18 protein-coding genes, 2 tRNA genes and 3 rRNA genes are annotated in these 22,231 nt (G+C 58.2%); 14 read left to right on the top strand and 9 right to left on the bottom strand.

Annotation, left to right across the window (positions count from 1 at the left end; translation table 11 throughout):
* The first annotated feature begins 68 nt into the window (after nt 1–68).
* From trpE to MOQ67_RS28750, 5 genes are all read left to right on the top strand, one after another.
* Nucleotides 69–1,550, top strand: coding sequence for an anthranilate synthase component I (trpE, locus tag MOQ67_RS28770; RefSeq protein ID WP_017847793.1), 1,482 nt, complete (start codon nt 69–71; stop codon nt 1,548–1,550).
* Nucleotides 1,551–1,570: 20 nt separating this feature from the next.
* Nucleotides 1,571–2,164: an aminodeoxychorismate/anthranilate synthase component II gene (locus tag MOQ67_RS28765; RefSeq protein ID WP_126587660.1), complete on the top strand. Its 594-nt coding sequence runs from the start codon at nt 1,571–1,573 to the stop codon at nt 2,162–2,164.
* Between the two features lie 9 nt (nt 2,165–2,173).
* Nucleotides 2,174–3,223 carry an anthranilate phosphoribosyltransferase gene (gene trpD / locus MOQ67_RS28760; RefSeq protein ID WP_017847791.1) on the top strand — a complete coding sequence of 350 codons (1,050 nt, stop codon included), beginning with the start codon at nt 2,174–2,176 and terminating at the stop codon, nt 3,221–3,223.
* The gene (trpC, locus tag MOQ67_RS28755) at nt 3,220–4,056 is read left to right on the top strand and encodes an indole-3-glycerol phosphate synthase TrpC (RefSeq protein WP_017847790.1); all 837 of its coding nucleotides are present in this window, start codon (nt 3,220–3,222) and stop codon (nt 4,054–4,056) included. Before trpD ends, trpC begins: the two co-directional genes overlap by 4 nt.
* Before the next feature lie 168 nt (nt 4,057–4,224).
* The gene (locus tag MOQ67_RS28750) at nt 4,225–4,920 is read left to right on the top strand and encodes a lipoate--protein ligase family protein (RefSeq protein WP_126587662.1); all 696 of its coding nucleotides are present in this window, start codon (nt 4,225–4,227) and stop codon (nt 4,918–4,920) included.
* Here the strand turns inward: MOQ67_RS28750 and crp are convergent.
* Nucleotides 4,917–5,561: a cAMP-activated global transcriptional regulator CRP gene (crp, locus tag MOQ67_RS28745; RefSeq protein ID WP_017847788.1), complete on the bottom strand. Its 645-nt coding sequence runs from the start codon at nt 5,559–5,561 to the stop codon at nt 4,917–4,919. The two genes, MOQ67_RS28750 and crp, sit on opposite strands and share 4 nt — an antisense overlap.
* Nucleotides 5,562–5,809: 248 nt before the next feature.
* Here crp and MOQ67_RS28740 point away from each other — a divergent pair, with 248 nt between their 5' ends.
* On the top strand, nt 5,810–6,232 hold the full coding sequence (locus MOQ67_RS28740; RefSeq protein ID WP_005792019.1) for an OsmC family protein: 423 nt from the start codon (nt 5,810–5,812) through the stop codon (nt 6,230–6,232).
* A gap of 57 nt (nt 6,233–6,289) precedes the next feature.
* On the opposite strand, the gene coq7 is transcribed toward MOQ67_RS28740, so the two are convergent.
* From coq7 to hemJ, 6 genes are all read right to left on the bottom strand, one after another.
* Entirely contained in the window at nt 6,290–6,937 is a 648-nt protein-coding gene (gene coq7, locus MOQ67_RS28735) for a 2-polyprenyl-3-methyl-6-methoxy-1,4-benzoquinone monooxygenase (RefSeq protein ID WP_126587664.1), read from the bottom strand.
* A 118-nt stretch (nt 6,938–7,055) separates the two neighbouring features.
* Entirely contained in the window at nt 7,056–7,394 is a 339-nt protein-coding gene (locus MOQ67_RS28730; protein WP_017847786.1) for a histidine triad nucleotide-binding protein, read from the bottom strand.
* Between the two features lie 46 nt (nt 7,395–7,440).
* The gene (locus MOQ67_RS28725) at nt 7,441–8,229 is read right to left on the bottom strand and encodes an SDR family NAD(P)-dependent oxidoreductase (protein ID WP_017847785.1); all 789 of its coding nucleotides are present in this window, start codon (nt 8,227–8,229) and stop codon (nt 7,441–7,443) included.
* Between the two features lie 63 nt (nt 8,230–8,292).
* Complete coding sequence (locus MOQ67_RS28720) at nt 8,293–9,243, bottom strand: DUF805 domain-containing protein (RefSeq protein ID WP_126587666.1); 951 nt, start codon at nt 9,241–9,243, stop codon at nt 8,293–8,295.
* Between the two features lie 68 nt (nt 9,244–9,311).
* Entirely contained in the window at nt 9,312–10,274 is a 963-nt protein-coding gene (locus MOQ67_RS28715; protein WP_017847783.1) for an NAD(P)H-dependent flavin oxidoreductase, read from the bottom strand.
* Between the two features lie 24 nt (nt 10,275–10,298).
* A complete protein-coding gene (gene hemJ, locus MOQ67_RS28710) occupies nt 10,299–10,727 on the bottom strand; it encodes a protoporphyrinogen oxidase HemJ (RefSeq protein ID WP_017847782.1) in 429 nt (142 codons plus the stop codon).
* Between the two features lie 136 nt (nt 10,728–10,863).
* On the opposite strand from hemJ, the gene argC reads away from it, so the two are divergent.
* Nucleotides 10,864–11,898, top strand: coding sequence for an N-acetyl-gamma-glutamyl-phosphate reductase (gene argC / locus MOQ67_RS28705; protein ID WP_017847781.1), 1,035 nt, complete (start codon nt 10,864–10,866; stop codon nt 11,896–11,898).
* Between the two features lie 165 nt (nt 11,899–12,063).
* A complete protein-coding gene (gene erpA, locus MOQ67_RS28700; protein ID WP_007906865.1) occupies nt 12,064–12,414 on the top strand; it encodes an iron-sulfur cluster insertion protein ErpA in 351 nt (116 codons plus the stop codon).
* 78 nt (nt 12,415–12,492) lie between these two features.
* Here the strand turns inward: erpA and MOQ67_RS28695 are convergent, their stop codons facing one another.
* Both MOQ67_RS28695 and MOQ67_RS28690 read right to left on the bottom strand, forming a co-directional pair.
* Nucleotides 12,493–13,584, bottom strand: coding sequence for an anhydro-N-acetylmuramic acid kinase (locus MOQ67_RS28695; RefSeq protein ID WP_448675732.1), 1,092 nt, complete (start codon nt 13,582–13,584; stop codon nt 12,493–12,495).
* Between the two features lie 3 nt (nt 13,585–13,587).
* On the bottom strand, nt 13,588–15,006 hold the full coding sequence (locus MOQ67_RS28690) for a peptidoglycan DD-metalloendopeptidase family protein (protein WP_126587668.1): 1,419 nt from the start codon (nt 15,004–15,006) through the stop codon (nt 13,588–13,590).
* A gap of 209 nt (nt 15,007–15,215) precedes the next feature.
* Here MOQ67_RS28690 and tyrS point away from each other — a divergent pair, with 209 nt between their 5' ends.
* The 6 genes from tyrS (at nt 15,216) to rrf (ending at nt 22,177) form a co-directional block, all read left to right on the top strand.
* Nucleotides 15,216–16,415, top strand: a complete 1,200-nt coding sequence (tyrS, locus tag MOQ67_RS28685; protein WP_017847777.1) for a tyrosine--tRNA ligase — start codon at nt 15,216–15,218, stop codon at nt 16,413–16,415.
* A 552-nt stretch (nt 16,416–16,967) separates the two neighbouring features.
* Nucleotides 16,968–18,504, top strand: a 16S ribosomal RNA gene (locus MOQ67_RS28680).
* A gap of 82 nt (nt 18,505–18,586) precedes the next feature.
* Nucleotides 18,587–18,663, top strand: a tRNA-Ile gene (locus tag MOQ67_RS28675).
* A 27-nt stretch (nt 18,664–18,690) separates the two neighbouring features.
* A tRNA-Ala gene (locus MOQ67_RS28670) sits at nt 18,691–18,766 on the top strand.
* Nucleotides 18,767–19,013: 247 nt separating this feature from the next.
* Nucleotides 19,014–21,905 (top strand): 23S ribosomal RNA (locus MOQ67_RS28665).
* A gap of 156 nt (nt 21,906–22,061) precedes the next feature.
* Nucleotides 22,062–22,177: ribosomal RNA gene (rrf, locus tag MOQ67_RS28660) — 5S ribosomal RNA — on the top strand.
* The 16S, 23S and 5S rRNA genes sit together here with 2 tRNA genes alongside, the layout of an rRNA operon.
* Nucleotides 22,178–22,231 lie beyond the last annotated feature (54 nt).

Below are 22,231 nucleotides of genomic sequence, written 5' to 3'. Positions count from 1 at the left end.
TGAATCCTGGCCGCGCTGCGGCACGTTTGCACACCTGACCGTTAGACCCTCATGCCACGAGGCACCTCATGATCCGCGAAGAATTCCTGCGCTTGGCCGCTGCCGGCTACAACCGTATCCCCCTGGCCTGCGAAACCCTGGCCGACTTCGACACGCCGCTGTCGATCTACCTGAAGCTGGCCGACGCGCCCAACTCCTACCTGCTTGAATCGGTACAGGGCGGCGAGAAGTGGGGCCGTTACTCGATCATCGGCCTGCCGTGCCGCACCGTCATGCGCGTGTACGACCATCACGTCAGCATCACCCATGACGGCGTCGAGATCGAAAGCCATGACGTCGAAGACCCACTGGCCTTCGTCGAAACCTTCAAGGCGCGCTACAACGTGCCGACCATCCCTGGGCTGCCGCGTTTCAACGGCGGCCTGGTCGGGTATTTCGGCTACGACTGCGTGCGTTATGTGGAAAAACGCCTGGGTAAATGCCCGAACCCCGATCCACTGGGCGTTCCGGACATTCTGCTGATGGTCTCCGACGCCGTGGTGGTGTTCGACAACCTCGCCGGCAAGATGCATGCAATCGTGCTGGCCGACCCCTCCCAGAGCGATGCGTTCGAGCAAGGCCTGGCCAGCCTCGAAGCCCTGCTGGAAAAACTGCGCCAGCCGATCACCCCGCGTCGCGGCCTGGATTTGCGCCGTCCGCCGGCGGCCGACCCGGTGTTCCGCTCCAGCTTTACCCAGGATGACTATGAGCGGGCGGTCGATACCATCAAGGAATACATCCTCGCCGGCGACTGCATGCAGGTGGTGCCGTCGCAACGCATGTCCATCGACTTCAAGGCCGCGCCGATCGACCTGTACCGTGCGCTGCGTTGCTTCAACCCGACGCCGTACATGTACTTCTTCAACTTCGGCGACTTCCACGTCGTCGGCAGTTCGCCGGAAGTGCTGGTGCGCGTCGAAGACAACCTGATCACCGTGCGCCCGATCGCCGGTACCCGCCCGCGTGGCGCGACCGAGGAAGCGGACCTGGCGCTCGAAGAAGAGCTGCTCAGCGACGACAAGGAAATCGCCGAGCACCTCATGCTGATCGACCTGGGCCGCAATGACACCGGGCGCGTCTCGGAAATCGGCTCGGTGAAGTTGACGGAGAAGATGGTCATCGAGCGCTACTCCAACGTGATGCACATCGTCTCCAACGTCACTGGCGAATTGAAGGCCGGCCTGACCGCGATGGACGCGCTGCGGGCGATTCTGCCGGCGGGCACCTTGTCGGGCGCGCCGAAGATTCGCGCGATGGAGATCATCGACGAGCTCGAGCCGGTCAAGCGCGGTGTCTACGGCGGCGCCGTGGGGTATTTCGCCTGGAACGGCAACATGGACACCGCCATTGCGATTCGCACGGCAGTGATCAAGGACGGGGAACTGCATGTGCAGGCCGGTGGCGGGATCGTCGCCGACTCGGTGCCGGCCCTCGAATGGGAAGAAACCCTGAACAAGCGCCGCGCCATGTTCCGTGCAGTGGCGTTGGCTGAACAGACCCCCCAGGGCTAAGAATTCTTGAGGTTTCCCCCATGTTGCTGATGATTGATAACTACGACTCCTTTACCTACAACGTTGTGCAGTACCTGGGCGAACTCGGTGCCGAGGTCAAGGTGGTGCGCAACGACGAACTGACCGTCGCCGAAATCGCCGCCCTGAACCCGGAGCGCATTGTGGTTTCGCCGGGGCCCTGCACGCCGACCGAGGCGGGCATCTCCCTGGAGGCCATCAAATACTTCGCCGGCAAGCTGCCGATCCTCGGCGTGTGCCTGGGCCACCAGTCCATCGGCCAGGCGTTTGGCGGTGAGGTGGTGCGGGCGCGCCAAGTGATGCACGGCAAGACCAGCCCGGTGTTCCATAACAACCTCGGTGTGTTCGAAGGCCTCAACCTGCCGGTCACCGTGACGCGCTACCATTCGCTGGTGGTCAAGCACGAAACCCTGCCCGACTGCCTGGAATTGACCGCCTGGACCCAGCTGGAAGACGGCTCGGTCGACGAGATCATGGGCTTGCGCCACAAGACACTGAACATCGAAGGGGTGCAGTTTCACCCCGAGTCGATCCTGACCGAGCAGGGCTACGAGCTGTTCGCCAACTTTCTCAAGCAGAGCGGCGGCACGCGCTAAGGATTTTTCATGGATATCAAGACTGCCCTGAGCCGTATCGTCGGCCATCTGGACCTGAGCACCGCGGAAATGAGCGATGTGATGCGTGAGATCATGACCGGTCAATGCACCGACGCGCAGATCGGCGCGTTCATGATGGCGATGCGTATGAAGAGCGAGAGCATCGACGAAATCGTCGGCGCCGTGTCGGTGATGCGCGAGCTGGCAGACAAGGTCGAGCTCAAGACCCTCGACGGCGTGGTCGACGTGGTCGGCACCGGCGGCGACGGTGCGAATATTTTCAACGTGTCCACGGCGGCCTCCTTCGTGGTCGCGGCGGCGGGTTGCACCGTGGCCAAGCACGGCAACCGAGCGGTGTCCGGCAAAAGCGGCAGCGCTGATCTGCTCGAAGCGGCCGGGATCTACCTGAACCTGACCCCCGTACAAGTGGCGCGCTGCATCGACAACGTGGGCATCGGCTTCATGTTTGCGCAGTCCCACCACGGCGCGATGAAACACGCCGCCGGCCCGCGCAAGGATCTCGGCCTGCGCACCCTGTTCAACATGCTCGGCCCGCTTACGAATCCGGCCGGTGTGAAGCATCAGGTAGTCGGCGTGTTCAGCCAGGCATTGTGCCGGCCGTTGGCCGAAGTATTGCAGCGCCTGGGCAGCAAGCATGTGCTGGTGGTGCATTCCAAAGACGGCCTGGACGAATTCAGCCTGGCGGCGCCGACCTTTGTGGCGGAGCTGAAGAATGATCAGATCACCGAATATTGGGTCGAGCCCGAAGACCTCGGCATGAAGAGCCAGAGCCTGCATGGTCTGGCAGTGGAAAGCCCGGCCGATTCCCTGGCGCTGATTCAGGACGCCTTGGGGCGTCGCAAGACCGAAAACGGCCAGAAAGCCGCCGAAATGATTGTGCTCAATGCCGGTGCCGCGCTTTATGCCGCCGATCACGCCTATAGTCTTAACGAAGGCGTGGCCCTCGCGCATGATGCATTGCACACCGGCCTTGCCCGCGAGAAGCTCGAAGAACTGGGGGCCTTTACTGCGGTGTTCAAGATGGAGAATGAAGGATGAGTGTGCCGACCGTTCTGGAAAAGATCCTGGCCCGCAAAGCCGAAGAAGTCGCGGAACGCCGTGCCCGCGTGAGCCTGGCCGAGCTGGAAAGCCAGGCGAAAATCGCCGATGCGCCGCGTGGCTTCGCCAAGGCCTTGATCGCTCAGGCCAAGCTCAAGCAGCCGGCTGTCATCGCTGAAATCAAGAAGGCCTCGCCAAGCAAAGGCGTGATCCGCGAAAACTTCGTACCGGCCGACATCGCCGCCAGCTATGAGAGAGGCGGGGCGACTTGCCTCTCCGTGCTGACTGATGTTGATTTCTTCCAGGGTTCCGACCTGTTCCTGCAACAGGCCCGCGCCGCATGCAAGTTGCCGGTGATCCGCAAGGACTTCATGATCGATCCATACCAGATCGTTGAAGCCCGTGCCCTGGGCGCCGACTGTGTGCTGCTGATCGTCTCCGCGCTGGATGACGTGAAGATGGCCGAGCTGGCGGCCGTGGCCAAAAGCGTCGGCCTCGACGTGCTGGTGGAAGTCCACGACGGCGATGAGCTGGAACGTGCGCTGAAAACCCTCGACACACCGCTGGTGGGGGTCAACAACCGCAACCTGCACACCTTCGAAGTCAGCCTGGAAAACACCCTCGACCTGCTGCCGCGTATCCCGCGCGACCGCCTGGTGATTACCGAAAGCGGCATTGTTAACCGCGCCGACGTGGAACTGATGGAAATCAGCGACGTGTATTCGTTCCTGGTGGGCGAGACCTTCATGCGCGCCGAGAACCCGGGCGCCGAACTGCAACGCCTGTTCTTCCCGGAGCGTGGTGTGGCAGTCAGCGGTTCGACCCTGGATTGATCAAACCGCGGTCAGTATTTGAAGTGCGGTCAACATGTGGGAGGGGGCTTGCCCCCGATGGCGGAGTGTCAGTCAGATACATTTATCAACTGATACACCGCCATCGGGGGCAAGCCCCCTCCCACATTCACATTGGGTTTTGTGTTTATTCAGCGAGGTAGGTGTTCGATGATCCAGCCAGTGTCGATGAGCGTCGAAGCCGGGCTTGCTGCCGAGCAAAACCTGCTGGCGGCTGTTTGTGCAGGGGAGCAGGCGTTTGGCCTGCTGTTCTGGCAGCCCAGCGACCAGGCATTGGTGATGCCGCGGCGCTTGAGCCGACTGCCGGGGTTTGACGTGGCCAGCCAAGTGTCAGCCGCGGCCGGCTGGCCGGTGCTGTTGCGCGAAACCGGCGGCGAGCCGGTGCCGCAATCAAACGCCACGGTCAATATCGCCCTGGTCTACGCACCGCCGCGCAGCGAAGGCGATCAGGGGCGCATCGAAACCGGCTACCTGCGTTTGTGCCAGCCGATCTGTGACTTGCTGATCGAACTGGGCGGCGATGCTTCCGTCGGCGAAATCGACGGCGCGTTCTGCGACGGCCGCTACAACGTCAACCTCAATGGCCGCAAAATGGTCGGCACCGCCCAGCGCTGGCGTCAAAGTGGTGGTCGTCCGGTGGGGCTGGTACACGGAGCCTTGTTGCTGGACAACGATCGCGAAGAACTGATCGCGGCGGTCAATCGCTTCAATCAAGCCTGCGGCCTGGAACAGCGCGTTCGCGCCGACAGCCATATCGCCCTGCACGAAGCCTTCCCCGCACCGGACGCGCTCAGCCGGCTGGATCTGCTGTACCGGCAGATGCTGGCCAGCTTTCTGCCGGTTTAACGGGTGCCGAACACCACCATCGTCTTGCCTTTGACGTCTACCAGGTTGCGTTCTTCCAGATCCTTGAGCACGCGACCGACCATCTCCCGCGAACAACCGACAATGCGCCCGATTTCCTGGCGCGTGACTTTGATCTGCATGCCATCGGGGTGAGTCATCGCGTCGGGCTGCTTGCACAGCTCCAACAGGCAGCGGGCCACGCGGCCGGTGACATCAAAGAATGCCAGGTCGCCGACTTTGCGCGTGGTGTCCCGCAGGCGCTGGGCAATCTGGCCGCTCAGTGCATAAAGGATGTCGGGATCGTGCTGGGTCAGTTCACGAAACTTCGTGTAACTGATCTCGGCCACTTCGCTCTCGATTTTGGTCCGCACCCAGGCACTGCGCTCCTGTTCTTTGCCGGCTTGTTCAAATAACCCCAGCTCGCCGAAGAAATCGCCGGTATTGAGGTAGGCAATGATCATCTCGCGGCCATCTTCATCCTCGATCAGGATGGTGACCGAGCCCTTGATAATGAAGAACAGTGTTTCGGAGCGTTCGCCTGCGCAGATGATGTTGTGCTTGGCCGGGTAGCGACGACTCTGGCAATGCGTCAGCAGTCTGTCGAGATTCTTGATCTTGGGTATGGGAGTAAAAGCAACCATGGTTGTATCCCGAAAAAGACTGCACAGGGTGGTTGGATTTGTTTTTATCTAGCTGTATCTGCATTGATACACGTTGTACAAAGGATGGCAATGCGCCATTCATTTGGCGCCAGCTTACCAGACACATTGTGACTCGATTAGCCAATTTACCGGGTAACTGTGGCGATTGATGGCTTTACGCGCAAAAGCTGCCGGCCGCGGGCCGTGTGCTAAGCTGGCGACCCTTTTTTAGCAGTGGAGTCTGGGCGATGAAGGCACGCATCCAATGGGCGGGCGAAGCCATGTTCCTCGGTGAGTCGGGCAGTGGCCATGTCGTGGTCATGGACGGTCCGCCGGAAGCCGGTGGCCGCAACCTGGGCGTACGCCCGATGGAAATGCTCCTGCTTGGTGTAGGCGGTTGCAGCAATTTCGACGTGGTCAGCATTTTGAAAAAGTCCCGCCAGGCCGTGGAAAGCTGCGAAGCCTTCCTCGAAGCCGAGCGTGCGACTGAAGATCCCAAGGTGTTCACCAAGATCCACATGCATTTCGTGGTCAAGGGCCGGGCGCTGAAAGAAGCCCAGGTCAAGCGTGCCATCGAGCTGTCGGCTGAGAAGTATTGCTCGGCGTCGATCATGCTGGGCGCGGCCGGTGTCGCCATTACCCATGATTACGAAATCATTGAGTTGGGCTGATCCAGGGATTCGCCGGCAATAAAGACAGGGCGCTTTGATAGCGCCCTTTTTTGCAGGTTAGATGCGGTAGGTGCTTTTGGTCATGACCTTGGCCATCAGGCTCATGCCAAACCTCACCGGCGCCGGGAAGCGGAAACCACCGGCGTCCAGTGCGCTTTTTGCGTGGTGTTCTTCATCGATACGCATCTGTTCAAGAATCGCCCGGGACTTTTCGTCTTCGGTCGGTAACTGTTCCAGGTGCTCATCCAGGTGCTTGCATACTTGCTGTTCCGTGGCCGCGACAAACCCCAGGCTGACTTTGTCGCTGATCAAGCCGGCTGCGGCGCCAATCCCAAACGACAGGCCATAGAACAGCGGGTTCAGCACGCTGGGATGGCTGCCCAATTGGCGAATGCGTTGCTCGCACCAGGCCAGGTGGTCGATTTCTTCCTCGGCGGCATGCTCCATGGCTGCGCGCACTTGCGGCAGCTTGGCGGTCAGCGCCTGGCCCTGGTACAGCGCCTGGGCACAGACTTCGCCGGTATGGTTGATACGCATCAGGCCGGCGACGTGGCGGGTGTCGGTCTCGTTCATCTGTGCATCGGGCTGCACGATGGCGGGCGACGGGCGATACGGCTGGCCGCTGAATGGCAGCAGCGTGCGTATGGCCGTGTCGGCTTGCAACAACAGACGGTCAATCGGCGAGTAGTGACGTTGGGTAGTCATGCTGACCTCCGGGAAGAATCTCGGCGGCCAGTTTACCGCAAGAGAGGGCGAAGCGTTTGCGTTGAGTCAAGGGCATGGGGTCGCATGCGGGAGGCCGGCGACCCGTGTGTCAGGCGTATCAGCCCGGCGGCCAGTTCATCTGGCGCTGGCCCAGCACATGCATGTGGATATGGTAAACGGTCTGTCCACCGTCTTCATTGCAGTTCATCACCACACGAAAGCCCTTCTCGCAGCCCTGTTCCAGGGCCAGGCGCTGAGCGGTGAACAGGATGTGCCCAGCCAGGGTTTTGTCGCTTTCGGTCAGATCGTTCAGGGTGCGGATCGGTTTTTTCGGGATAACCAGAAAATGTACCGGCGCTTGTGGGGCGATATCGTGGAAGGCGAGGACCTGATCATCTTCATAGATGATCTTCGCGGGTATTTCTCTGTTGATGATCTTGGTGAACAGAGTATCCAAAGCTGTTTCTCCATGGTGAATGTGCAGGGTGAGTGTACTCAGGCCTTCAGCGCGGGCAATAGGCCTTGTTGATCGCGCCGGCGAGCTTGCGGGTCAGCCAGCGTGGGCTCAAGCGCGGACTGAAGGCGAGCCAGCGATTGCGGCGGCCGGGGATGATGATGGCTTGGTTTTTTTCCAGGGCGCGCACGGTGTAGAGCGCCACTTCTTCCGGGCTCATCAAGTGCGCGCTGCGCTCGAGCTTGGCGGTGTCCATTTGCGCCGTGCCGAAGAAGGCCGTGCGCGTCGGGCCGGGGCACAGCACCGAGACCTTGATGCCGCAGGTTTTCAATTCTTCGCGCAGACCTTCGGAGAAGTGCAATACATAGGCTTTGCTGGCGTAGTAACTGCTCATCCACGGGCCGGGCTGGAATGCGGCGATCGAGGCGACGTTGAGGATCTGCCCGCCGCCATGCAGGGCCATGGCATTGCCGAGGGCGTGACACATACGGGTCAGGGCGAGGATGTTGACTTCGATCAGGTCCTGCTCGGTCATCCAGTCCTGGGCCAGGAACGGCCCGCTGGTGCCCATGCCAGCGCAGTTGACCAGCAAGTCGATCTGCCGCTCGCCTTCCTCAAGCTCCAACAGGAACCCGGACAAACGCAGCGGCTCACCCAGGTCGCAGGCGCGGAACAGCACCTCGACGCCGAAGCGTTGCGTCAATTCGATTGCAATGCTTTCCAACTGATCACGCTGGCGGGCCACCAGAATCAAGCTGCGGCCGCGCCGGGCCAGTGCTTCGGCCAAGGCCAGGCCGATGCCGCTGGAGGCACCGGTGATCAGAGCGTAACGGGTCATGCCTTTCTCCATCGCAACGCCGCCGGACCTGTGACAGAGGCATCACAGGCGGCGGGCGTTTTTTCACTGTTCTGGAGAGTCTACAGGTTCGGCCGCGTCGTCAGCACTTTGCACGTCTTCTTCATTGACGATCACGCTTTGATCGGCGTCTTCATCGGAGGTGATGGAGCTGCTTTCGTAGCTGCTGTCCACGTTGCTTTCGATTTGGTCCAGGTAGCCGTTCATCCCCAAGGCCATCAAGATGATGAGCATCAACGGAATAAACGCCAGCCACAGGGAGGCCAGGACTTTCACTGCCGTGGAGTTGCGCGGTGGCGGCGCACCGTACTGGTTGGCGCCGGTGTTACCTGGCAACACCAGCAGCAGCAGCGGGAAAATGCTGTTCACCAGCGGCACCAGGTTCAGCAGGTACAGCCAGCCGGACCAGCCCAGGTCGTGCAGACGCTGCACGCCGATTTGCACGCTGACCCAGACAATCGCCACGAACAGCGCGAAACCCAGCAGCGAGCCCAGGATGATGCCCGCCGTCGGCGAAGCGGTCGCCACGGCGAAGCCGGCAGTGGCGAGGATGCCCGAGGCGACGAGCATCGCGACGGTGAGTACCAGCGTCCAGGCCAGGTAGCGCAGGCGACCGATGCGGCCATGGATCGTGAAGATCTTGAGCTCGGCGTACTCCGGCAAATCGTCACCCACTGCGGCACGCGGTGGTGCATACGGGGAGGCGGCAGGGCGGGCAGAGGGCTCGGTCTCGTGGGTTTCGTCAAGGCTGAAGGCCACGGGCTGTTCGGCTTCGATACGCGCGTCGATCCCGGCGTTCTTCAGCGCGGTGAGGTAGGTTTCGGCATCGGGGCGCGCGAGGTCGCGCTTGAGGGCGACGGGGCGACCGGTAAAGAGCTTCTCGATGGCCTCAACGTTGCTTTTGAACAATTCGGCGAGATTCAGTTTAGCGGTGGTGCTTTCGACACCCGGGAGCAGGGCTCCATCAAACACAATCTTGAAACGGTTGTCGCTCATGCGGGCATCCTTGTCATGTTACAGGGGAGGGGGCAGGCCCGCTTCAATGGGCGGGCCCGGCAAGTGTATCAGCGCGGCCAGCGCAACTGTGCCGCCTTCTCGCGGGCTTCGCGGTATTCGGCATCCAGGCGCGCAACGAGTTCATCGACGCCGGGCAAATCATCGATCTCACCAACGCCCTGGCCGGCGGACCATACGGTCTTCCAGGCCTTGGCCTCGTCGTTCAACGGCTTGAGCTTGGCGCCGAAATTGACTTCGCCTTTGCCTTGCAGGGCGGCCAGGTCGAAACCGGCGTTTGCCAGGCTCTGACGCATGAAGCTGGCGGGCACGCCGGAGACTGCGGCAGTGTGTACGATGTCGACGGCGCCTGATGTGAGCAGCATCTCTTTATACGCATCCGGCGCGTGGCTTTCGGCGGTGGCGATAAACCGCGTGCCCAGATACGCCAGGTCCGCGCCCAGCAACTGGGCGGCCAGGATTTCGTGCCCGTGGTTGAGGCAGCCGGCCAGCAGCAGGGTTTTATCGAAGAACTGGCGAATCTCTGCGATCAACGCGAACGGGCTCCAGGTGCCGGCATGGCCACCGGCGCCGGCGGCCACGGCGATCAGGCCGTCCACCCCGGCTTCGGCGGCTTTCTCGGCGTGACGTCGAGTGGTGACGTCATGGAAGACCAGGCCGCCGTAGCTGTGTACCGCATCGACCAACGCCTTCACCGCGCCGAGGCTGGTGATGACGATCGGCACCTTGTGCTCGACGCAGATCGCCAGGTCTGCCTCCAACCGTGGGTTGCTGTGGTGGACGATGAGGTTGACGGCGTAGGGCGCAGGGTTGCTCAACTGCGCCAGGCCCGCTTCGATTTCCTCCAGCCAGGCCTTGAAACCACTGCTTTCGCGCTGGTTCAGTGCCGGGAAACTTCCGACCACGCCATTGCGGCAGCACGCCAGGACCAGTTGCGGATTGGAAATCAGGAACATCGGCGCGGCCACGACGGGCAGGCGCAAACGTTGTTCAAGCAAAGCGGGCAGCGACATTGGAGGTACCCCGAGGCATTGACGTTAGAACGGTTTGACCACGACCAGAATTACGATAGCCAGCAATATCAGAACCGGGAACTCATTGAACCAGCGATAAAAGACATGGCTGCGGGTGTTTTCGCCACGGGCGAAGCGTTTTACCTGCGCGCCGCACATGTGGTGGTAACCGATCAGCAGAACGACCAGGGTCAGCTTGACGTGGAGCCAGGCGCCCATATGGAAGAGGCCGGGGTTGAGGGCGATCATCCAGATGCCGAAGACCAGCGTGGCAAGCATCGACGGGCCCATGATGCCGCGATACAACTTGCGCTCCATGACGCTGAAGCGTTCCTTGCTGACGGTGTCTTCGCTTTGGGCGTGGTAGACGAACAGGCGCGGCAGGTAGAACAGCCCGGCAAACCAGCACACGATGCTGACGATATGGAAGGCTTTGACCCATAGATAAAGCATTTTTAGTTATTCCCAGGTTCACGGTAACTGAAGATAGTAGTGGCTCATGCGTCCTTACGTCACCTTGGCGGTTGTCGCAGGACAATGCGGCCCCTATTATCGACGGCTTTCCAGTGGGTTCTTTGAGGGCAGGTTTATGGTCAAGGTCGGTATCGTCGGCGGCACGGGTTACACCGGTGTCGAATTGCTGCGTCTGTTGGCTCAGCATCCGCAAGCTGAGGTGGTGGTCATCACTTCCCGATCCGAGGCCGGCCTGGCTGTGGCCGATATGTACCCGAACCTGCGAGGCCATTACGACGGCCTGGCGTTCAGTGTGCCGGACATCAAGACCCTCGGCGCCTGTGACGTGGTGTTCTTTGCCACCCCCCACGGCGTGGCCCATGCGCTGGCCGGCGAGTTGCTGGCCGCGGGCACCAAGGTCATCGATCTGTCGGCGGACTTCCGCCTGCAGGATGCCGACGAGTGGGCCAAATGGTACGGCCAGCCACACGGCGCGCCGCAGCTGTTGGAAGAGGCGGTGTACGGCCTGCCGGAAGTCAATCGTGAGCAGATCAAGCAAGCGCGCCTGATCGCCGTGCCGGGTTGCTATCCGACCGCGACGCAGTTGGGCTTCCTGCCATTGCTCGAAGCCGGGCTGGCCGACGTTTCGCGCTTGATTGCCGACTGCAAGTCGGGCGTCAGCGGCGCCGGGCGTGGGGCGGCGGTGGGGTCGCTGTACTCCGAGACGTCGGAAAGCATGAAGGCCTACGCGGTAAAAGGGCATCGTCATCTGCCGGAAATCCGCCAGGGGCTGCGTCGCGCCGCCGGTAAGGATGTGGGGCTGACCTTCGTGCCGCACCTGACTCCGATGATCCGTGGTATTCACTCGACACTGTATGCGACGGTGGTGGATCGCTCGGTGGATTTGCAGGCGCTGTTTGAAAAGCGTTACGCCAACGAGCCGTTCGTCGATGTGATGCCGGCCGGCAGCCATCCGGAAACCCGCAGCGTGCGCGGCGCCAACGTGTGCCGGATTGCCGTGCATCGGCCGCAGGACGGTGATCTGGTGGTGGTGCTGTCGGTGATCGACAATCTGGTCAAGGGCGCTTCGGGCCAGGCGGTGCAGAACATGAACATCCTGTTCGGCCTGGATGAGAAGCTGGGCTTGTCCCACGCAGGCATGCTGCCGTAAGGCTGTCAGGTCGCCAAGCAGAAGGCCCGTCGATCGGGCCTTTTGTGTTTTTAATGGCGGCTGCGCAGATTGATATACCGTAACAATAGTTGACCGCTTTTCTAGGAGAAGCGGATAATACCGACCATTACGCATATGGCGGCGGTACGCCGGGAGATTATCAGCATGAGCGTTGAGTCCTTCACCCCCACGGCTTTGCAATTCACCCACGGTGCTGCGCACAAGGTGAAGAGCCTGGTCGATGAAGAGGGTAATGATCGCTTGAAGCTGCGCGTATTTGTTACGGGCGGCGGTTGTTCAGGGTTTCAGTACGGTTTTACCTTCGATGAAGAAGTGGCCGATGACGACACCATCGTCGAGCGCGAGGGCGTGAGCCTGGTTGTGGACCCCATGAGTTTCCAATACCTGGCAGGCGCCGAGGTGGATTACCAGGAAGGTCTGGAGGGTTCGCGTTTCGTGATCAAGAACCCTAATGCCACGACTACGTGTGGTTGCGGGTCTTCGTTCTCGATCTGATCGGTAGCGGATACAAAAACGCCGCTTGGCTTTGATCGGCCAAGCGGCGTTTTGCTGTCTGCGGATTCTGGCGGGCAGTCAGGCGGGGTAGATCGCGCCCAGCACCCGTAGCCCGCGTGCGCCAGTGACGCTGGGGCGGTTGGCGGCGATGCCTTCGAGGCAGCAATGGGCCAGCCAGGCGAAGGCCATGGCTTCGACCCAATCGGGGTCTACGCCGCAGGTGGCGGTGCTGCTGACCTGGGTCGATGGCAATAGCGTGGCCAGGCGTTTCATCAGCGTGCGGTTATGCGCGCCGCCGCCGCAGACAAGCAGGGTGTTTGTCTGGGGTTGGGCGGTTTGCAGGGCCTCGACGATGGTCAGGGCCGTCAGTTCCAGCAGCGTGGCCTGGATGTCCTGGGGGGCGAAGGCGGGTAGGCGCGCCAGGTGTTGTTGCAGCCATCCCAGGTTGAACACTTCGCGCCCGGTGCTTTTCGGGCCTTTGGTCAAGAAAAAGGGGTCACTGAGCAGCGCGTTGAGCAACTGAGGTTCGACTTTGCCGCTGGCGGCCCATTGACCCTCGCGATCAAAGTGTTCACCGCGCTGTTGATGAATCCAGGCATCCAGCAAGACATTGCCCGGGCCGCAGTCGAAGCCGGCTACGGGTTTGCCGGTCTCGATCAGGCTGAGGTTGCTGAAACCTCCGACATTCAAAACCGCACGATTCCCGCTGCGTTCGTAAAACAGTGCTTCATGAAAGGCCGGTACCAACGGCGCACCCTGGCCACCTGCAGCAACGTCGCGGCTGCGGAAGTCGCTGACCACGGTGATGCCGGTCAATTCGGTGAGCAAGGCAGGGTTGCCGATCTGTACGGTGAAACCGCGTGCCGGTTCATGGCGGATAGTCTGCCCATGGCTGCCGATCGCGCGAATGTCCTGGGGCTTGAGGTTGTGCTGGTCGAGCAGGGCATGGATGCCCTGGGCGGCGAGTGTCACCCAGCGTTGCTGGGCCATTGCCGAGCGGGCGATCTCATCCGGGCCGCTGGCACACAGGCCAAGCAGCTCCGCGCGCAAGCTGTCTGGCATAGGGATGTAGTGAGTGGCGATCAGCTTGATCGCCGCCTCTTGTTCGATCAGGGCGATATCCAGGCCATCGAGGCTGGTCCCTGACATCACGCCTATATAGAGCGGCATACCTTAGCGCTTCGCCGAAGCCAGCAGGGTAGAGCGCTCCTGATCCATGCGTGCCATCAGCGGTTGGCTTTGTTGCATGAAACGCGCGCGTTCGGCCTTGGCGATCGGGTCGGCCATCGGCAGTTTCTGGCCCAACGGGTCGACGTGTACGCCATTGACCTGGAATTCATAGTGCAAGTGTGGGCCGGTGGACAAGCCGGTCGTGCCGATATAACCGATCACCTGGCCCTGCTTCACGTTGCCGCCGGTCTGTACGCCCTTGGCGAAGCCTTGCATGTGGCCATACAGCGTGCGGTAGGTGTTGCCGTGCTGGATGATCACGGTGTTGCCGTAACCGCCGCGACGTCCAGCCAACAGTACCTTGCCGTCACCTGCGGCCTTGATGGGCGTGCCGCGCGGCGCTGCATAGTCGACGCCTTTGTGGGCGCGGATTTTGTTCAGGATGGGGTGCTTGCGTCCCATGGAGAAGCGCGAGCTGATGCGGGCGAAATCCACAGGTGTGCGGATAAAGGCCTTGCGCATGCTGTTGCCATCAGCGGTGTAGTAACTGCTGTTGCCTTGTTTGTTGGTGTAGCGCACGGCGGTGTAGGTCTTGCCGCGGTTGGTAAAGCGCGCGGAGAGGATATTGCCGGTGCCGACCACTTTGCCGTTGGCGACCTTCTGCTCGTAGATCACGTCGAATTCGTCACCCTGGCGGATGTCCTGGGCGAAGTCGATGTCGTAGCCAAACACGCTGGCCATGTCCATGGTCATGCTGTGGGACAAGCCGGCACGGGCGGCCGATTGCGACAGCGAGCTGTTGATGACGCCATGTACGTAGGCGGAGCGCATCACTGGCTTGGTGGTGATGCGATTGAACGCGAAACCCTTGGCACCCTTGGTCAGGGTGATGCTTTCCAGGTCGCTGAGGTTGCTGTGCAGGTTGTTCAGCTGGCCATCTGGGGTCAGCTCGAATTCGAGTTTTTGACCGCGTTTGAGCTGGGTGAATTGCTTGGCTTGTTTATCGCTGGCCAAGACCTCATTAACCGTAGTGGCAGGTAGGCCGACCTTCTCGAACAGGGTGGAAAGCGTGTCGCCCTTGCCGACGAGCACCTCGCGATGCTGGGGGTTCTTGGCCTGCGCTACGGCAGGTGCAGCCTGCTGCTGGGCGGTTTTGTCGGTTTCGTCCGGGGCGCTTTCGATCTGGGCAAACGGCGAATCGATGGGGGCATTTGTGGCTTGTTGCGCGTCGGAAGCGTCTTGATCTTGTGTCAGTTGTTCTGCGGGACTTTCCAGGTCAAGGCTCAGGGACGTTCGTTTGGCTTCTACGTCACTGGAAGGGAATACCAGGAGTGCCAGGCTCAGAAGGGCGGCGATACCACTTGCAGCGAGCAGGTGGGTCTTTGGGTAAAGCGGCGGCGCTTTAGACGGTTCTGTGGTCATAGGTAATTTTGACTTTGAAGATGAAATGGAAAAGATGACTGACATGATGAAGATGAAATAACTGTATAAAATATAACCAAATCATCTGTGACGCAAGCTCGCGAACGCCGGGCTTGTCGAACGGTGTCCGTGCGCAGGGCAAAACTTGTAATTAGTCCCTGATCTTGTATGGTTGGTTCCCTTTTGAATCTGAGCCTTGCGGGTCTGTTATGAAGTCGGTTGAAGAGCAGCTAGCGCTGATAAAACGTGGTGCGGAAGAACTGTTGGTCGAGGCGGAGCTGATCGAAAAGCTCAAGCGTGGCCAGCCCCTGCGTATCAAGGCCGGCTTTGATCCGACTGCGCCGGATCTGCACCTGGGCCATACCGTGCTTATCAATAAGCTGCGCCAGTTCCAGGACCTGGGGCATCAGGTGATCTTCCTTATAGGGGATTTCACCGGGATGATCGGTGATCCAAGCGGCAAGAGCGCCACGCGTCCGCCGCTGACCCGTGAACAGGTTCTCGAGAATGCCGAGACCTACAAGACCCAGGTGTTCAAGATTCTCGATCCGGCCAAGACCGAGGTGGCGTTCAACTCCACCTGGATGGACAAGATGGGGCCGGCGGACTTCATTCGTCTGACATCCCAATACACCGTGGCGCGCATGCTTGAGCGCGATGACTTCGACAAGCGCTATTCGACCAATCAGCCGATCGCGATTCATGAGTTCCTGTACCCGCTGGTCCAGGGCTATGACTCGGTGGCGTTGCGCGCTGACGTTGAGTTGGGTGGCACCGATCAGAAGTTCAACCTTCTGATGGGGCGTGAGCTGCAGCGTGCGTATGGGCAAGAGGCTCAGTGCATTCTGACCATGCCGTTGCTGGAGGGGTTGGACGGCGTCAAGAAGATGTCCAAGTCCCTGGGCAACTATGTCGGTATCCAGGAAGCGCCGGGCGTGATGTACGGCAAGCTGGTTTCGATTCCGGATGCGCTGATGTGGCGTTACTTCGAGCTGTTGAGCTTCCGCTCGATGGATGAGATCAATGCGCTGCGTGCGGATGTCGAGGCGGGTGCCAATCCTCGCGACGTGAAGATCAAGCTGGCTGAAGAGATTGTTGCGCGTTTCCATGGCGAGGAGGCAGCGGCCAGTGCTCACCGTGCGGCGGGCAACCGGATGAAGGATGGTGAGCTGCCGGATGATCTGCCGGAGATCGAGCTGACTGCTGCCGAGGCAATGCCGATCGCGGCCGTCCTTAATAAGGCAGGCCTGGTGAAGAACTCGGCGGTCGCGCGTGACCTCTTGGGTTCCGGTGGTGTGCGTATCGATGGTGAAGTGGTTGATCGCACCTTTATATACGCGCTGGGTGCGACCCATGTTTGCCAGGCTGGGAAGAAGGCATTTGCGCGTATTACGCTTAAATCCGAATAAGTCTGAAATTAACTGTTGACGGCGATTTATATCTGTCTATAATTCGCCCCACTTCCGGCGCAGTCGAAACGGAAAACTCCTTGGTAAACAAAGAGTTACGCAAGATTCGACAGCGACCTGCTTCAGTTCATCGAAGCCTGGAAGGAGTTGGTAGAGCAGTGTTGTTTGGCTCTATTGACGTTTCGATCTTCTCGGTCGAAAGCGGAGAAAAAGAGGTGTTGACAGCAGCGTGTAACGCTGTAGAATTCGCCTCCCGCTAACGAGAGATCGGAAGCGCAAGTGGTTGAAGTTACAAAGGAAACTTTGAAAACTTCTGAAAATAATCACTTGACAGCAAATGAGGCTGCTGTAGAATGCGCGCCTCGGTTGAGACGAAAGATCTTAACCAACCGCTCTTTAACAACTGAATCAAGCAATTCGTGTGGGTGCTTGTGGAGTCAGACTGATAGTCAACAAGATTATCAGCATCACAAGTTACTCCGCGAGAAATCAAAGATGTAACCAACGATTGCTGAGCCAAGTTTAGGGTTTCTTAAAAACCCAAAGATGTTTGAACTGAAGAGTTTGATCATGGCTCAGATTGAACGCTGGCGGCAGGCCTAACACATGCAAGTCGAGCGGTAGAGAGAAGCTTGCTTCTCTTGAGAGCGGCGGACGGGTGAGTAATGCCTAGGAATCTGCCTGGTAGTGGGGGATAACGTTCGGAAACGGACGCTAATACCGCATACGTCCTACGGGAGAAAGCAGGGGACCTTCGGGCCTTGCGCTATCAGATGAGCCTAGGTCGGATTAGCTAGTTGGTGAGGTAATGGCTCACCAAGGCGACGATCCGTAACTGGTCTGAGAGGATGATCAGTCACACTGGAACTGAGACACGGTCCAGACTCCTACGGGAGGCAGCAGTGGGGAATATTGGACAATGGGCGAAAGCCTGATCCAGCCATGCCGCGTGTGTGAAGAAGGTCTTCGGATTGTAAAGCACTTTAAGTTGGGAGGAAGGGCAGTTACCTAATACGTGATTGTTTTGACGTTACCGACAGAATAAGCACCGGCTAACTCTGTGCCAGCAGCCGCGGTAATACAGAGGGTGCAAGCGTTAATCGGAATTACTGGGCGTAAAGCGCGCGTAGGTGGTTAGTTAAGTTGGATGTGAAATCCCCGGGCTCAACCTGGGAACTGCATTCAAAACTGACTGACTAGAGTATGGTAGAGGGTGGTGGAATTTCCTGTGTAGCGGTGAAATGCGTAGATATAGGAAGGAACACCAGTGGCGAAGGCGACCACCTGGACTGATACTGACACTGAGGTGCGAAAGCGTGGGGAGCAAACAGGATTAGATACCCTGGTAGTCCACGCCGTAAACGATGTCAACTAGCCGTTGGGAGCCTTGAGCTCTTAGTGGCGCAGCTAACGCATTAAGTTGACCGCCTGGGGAGTACGGCCGCAAGGTTAAAACTCAAATGAATTGACGGGGGCCCGCACAAGCGGTGGAGCATGTGGTTTAATTCGAAGCAACGCGAAGAACCTTACCAGGCCTTGACATCCAATGAACTTTCTAGAGATAGATTGGTGCCTTCGGGAACATTGAGACAGGTGCTGCATGGCTGTCGTCAGCTCGTGTCGTGAGATGTTGGGTTAAGTCCCGTAACGAGCGCAACCCTTGTCCTTAGTTACCAGCACGTAATGGTGGGCACTCTAAGGAGACTGCCGGTGACAAACCGGAGGAAGGTGGGGATGACGTCAAGTCATCATGGCCCTTACGGCCTGGGCTACACACGTGCTACAATGGTCGGTACAGAGGGTTGCCAAGCCGCGAGGTGGAGCTAATCCCAGAAAACCGATCGTAGTCCGGATCGCAGTCTGCAACTCGACTGCGTGAAGTCGGAATCGCTAGTAATCGCGAATCAGAATGTCGCGGTGAATACGTTCCCGGGCCTTGTACACACCGCCCGTCACACCATGGGAGTGGGTTGCACCAGAAGTAGCTAGTCTAACCTTCGGGGGGACGGTTACCACGGTGTGATTCATGACTGGGGTGAAGTCGTAACAAGGTAGCCGTAGGGGAACCTGCGGCTGGATCACCTCCTTAATCGACGACATCAGCTGCTCCATAAGTTCCCACACGAATTGCTTGATTCATTGAAGAAGACGATAAGAAGCAGCCCGAAATTGGGTCTGTAGCTCAGTTGGTTAGAGCGCACCCCTGATAAGGGTGAGGTCGGCAGTTCGAATCTGCCCAGACCCACCAATTTTGTGTGGGAACCTGTAGAAATACGGGGCCATAGCTCAGCTGGGAGAGCGCCTGCCTTGCACGCAGGAGGTCAACGGTTCGATCCCGTTTGGCTCCACCACTACTGCTTCTAGAAGTTAAAAGCTTAGAAATGAGCATTCCATCGTGATGATGGTGAATGTTGATTTCTAGTCTTTGATTAGATCGTTCTTTAAAAATTTGGGTATGTGATAGAAAGATAGACTGAACGTTACTTTCACTGGTAACGGATCAGGCTAAGGTAAAATTTGTGAGTTCTCTTAATTGAGAAATTCGAATTTTCGGCGAATGTCGTCTTCACAGTATAACCAGATTGCTTGGGGTTATATGGTCAAGTGAAGAAGCGCATACGGTGGATGCCTTGGCAGTCAGAGGCGATGAAAGACGTGGTAGCCTGCGAAAAGCTTCGGGGAGTCGGCAAACAGACTTTGATCCGGAGATGTCTGAATGGGGGAACCCAGCCATCATAAGATGGTTACCTTACACTGAATACATAGGTGTAAGGGGCGAACCAGGGGAACTGAAACATCTAAGTACCCTGAGGAAAAGAAATCAACCGAGATTCCCTTAGTAGTGGCGAGCGAACGGGGACTAGCCCTTAAGTGGCTTTGAGATTAGCGGAACGCTCTGGAAAGTGCGGCCATAGTGGGTGATAGCCCTGTACGCGAAAATCTCTTAGTCATGAAATCGAGTAGGACGGAGCACGAGAAACTTTGTCTGAATATGGGGGGACCATCCTCCAAGGCTAAATACTACTGACTGACCGATAGTGAACTAGTACCGTGAGGGAAAGGCGAAAAGAACCCCGGAGAGGGGAGTGAAATAGATCCTGAAACCGTATGCGTACAAGCAGTGGGAGCCTACTTTGTTAGGTGACTGCGTACCTTTTGTATAATGGGTCAGCGACTTATTTTCAGTGGCGAGCTTAACCGAATAGGGGAGGCGTAGCGAAAGCGAGTCTTAATAGGGCGTCTAGTCGCTGGGAATAGACCCGAAACCGGGCGATCTATCCATGGGCAGGTTGAAGGTTGGGTAACACTAACTGGAGGACCGAACCGACTACCGTTGAAAAGTTAGCGGATGACCTGTGGATCGGAGTGAAAGGCTAATCAAGCTCGGAGATAGCTGGTTCTCCTCGAAAGCTATTTAGGTAGCGCCTCATGTATCACTGTAGGGGGTAGAGCACTGTTTCGGCTAGGGGGTCATCCCGACTTACCAAACCGATGCAAACTCCGAATACCTACAAGTGCCGAGCATGGGAGACACACGGCGGGTGCTAACGTCCGTCGTGAAAAGGGAAACAACCCAGACCGTCAGCTAAGGTCCCAAAGTTATGGTTAAGTGGGAAACGATGTGGGAAGGCTTAGACAGCTAGGAGGTTGGCTTAGAAGCAGCCACCCTTTAAAGAAAGCGTAATAGCTCACTAGTCGAGTCGGCCTGCGCGGAAGATGTAACGGGGCTCAAACCATACACCGAAGCTACGGGTATCACGTAAGTGATGCGGTAGAGGAGCGTTCTGTAAGCCTGTGAAGGTGAGTTGAGAAGCTTGCTGGAGGTATCAGAAGTGCGAATGCTGACATGAGTAACGATAATGGGTGTGAAAAACACCCACGCCGAAAGACCAAGGTTTCCTGCGCAACGTTAATCGACGCAGGGTTAGTCGGTCCCTAAGGCGAGGCTGAAAAGCGTAGTCGATGGAAAACAGGTTAATATTCCTGTACTTCTGGTTATTGCGATGGAGGGACGGAGAAGGCTAGGCCAGCTTGGCGTTGGTTGTCCAAGTTTAAGGTGGTAGGCTGGAATCTTAGGTAAATCCGGGATTCTAAGGCCGAGAGCTGATGACGAGTTATCTTTTAGATGACGAAGTGGTTGATGCCATGCTTCCAAGAAAAGCTTCTAAGCTTCAGGTAACCAGGAACCGTACCCCAAACCGACACAGGTGGTTGGGTAGAGAATACCAAGGCGCTTGAGAGAACTCGGGTGAAGGAACTAGGCAAAATGGCACCGTAACTTCGGGAGAAGGTGCGCCGGTGAGGGTGAAGGACTTGCTCCGTAAGCTCATGCCGGTCGAAGATACCAGGCCGCTGCGACTGTTTATTAAAAACACAGCACTCTGCAAACACGAAAGTGGACGTATAGGGTGTGACGCCTGCCCGGTGCCGGAAGGTTAATTGATGGGGTTAGCTAACGCGAAGCTCTTGATCGAAGCCCCGGTAAACGGCGGCCGTAACTATAACGGTCCTAAGGTAGCGAAATTCCTTGTCGGGTAAGTTCCGACCTGCACGAATGGCGTAACGATGGCGGCGCTGTCTCCACCCGAGACTCAGTGAAATTGAAATCGCTGTGAAGATGCAGTGTATCCGCGGCTAGACGGAAAGACCCCGTGAACCTTTACTATAGCTTTGCACTGGACTTTGAATTTGCTTGTGTAGGATAGGTGGGAGGCTTTGAAGCGTGGACGCCAGTTCGCGTGGAGCCAACCTTGAAATACCACCCTGGCAACTTTGAGGTTCTAACTCAGGTCCGTTATCCGGATCGAGGACAGTGTATGGTGGGTAGTTTGACTGGGGCGGTCTCCTCCTAAAGAGTAACGGAGGAGTACGAAGGTGCGCTCAGACCGGTCGGAAATCGGTCGTAGAGTATAAAGGCAAAAGCGCGCTTGACTGCGAGACAGACACGTCGAGCAGGTACGAAAGTAGGTCTTAGTGATCCGGTGGTTCTGTATGGAAGGGCCATCGCTCAACGGATAAAAGGTACTCCGGGGATAACAGGCTGATACCGCCCAAGAGTTCATATCGACGGCGGTGTTTGGCACCTCGATGTCGGCTCATCACATCCTGGGGCTGAAGCCGGTCCCAAGGGTATGGCTGTTCGCCATTTAAAGTGGTACGCGAGCTGGGTTTAGAACGTCGTGAGACAGTTCGGTCCCTATCTGCCGTGGACGTTTGAGATTTGAGAGGGGCTGCTCCTAGTACGAGAGGACCGGAGTGGACGAACCTCTGGTGTTCCGGTTGTCACGCCAGTGGCATTGCCGGGTAGCTATGTTCGGAATAGATAACCGCTGAAAGCATCTAAGCGGGAAACTAGCCTCAAGATGAGATCTCACTGGGACCTTGAGTCCCCTGAAGGGCCGTCGAAGACTACGACGTTGATAGGTTGGGTGTGTAAGCGCTGTGAGGCGTTGAGCTAACCAATACTAATTGCCCGTGAGGCTTGACCATATAACACCCAAGCAATTTGCGAACTCGAAAGAGACCAGATTGCGGTGTGTGAAGACGAAACGAACCGAAAGTTCGACTCTTACAAAACACCGAAAGCTATCACATACCCAATTTGCTGAAGCGAGGCCAGCTGGCCACGACTCAGTACCCGAATTTCTTGACGACCATAGAGCATTGGAACCACCTGATCCCATCCCGAACTCAGCAGTGAAACGATGCATCGCCGATGGTAGTGTGGGGTTTCCCCATGTGAGAGTAGGTCATCGTCAAGATTAAATTCCAGAACCCCTGTTTGCTTACGCAGACAGGGGTTTTGTTTTGGGCGG

The organism is Pseudomonas sp. LY-1, assembly GCF_053502595.1.
The sequence above is the reverse complement of the archived record's forward strand: the minus strand, read 5'-3'. Positions and strand labels throughout refer to the sequence as shown.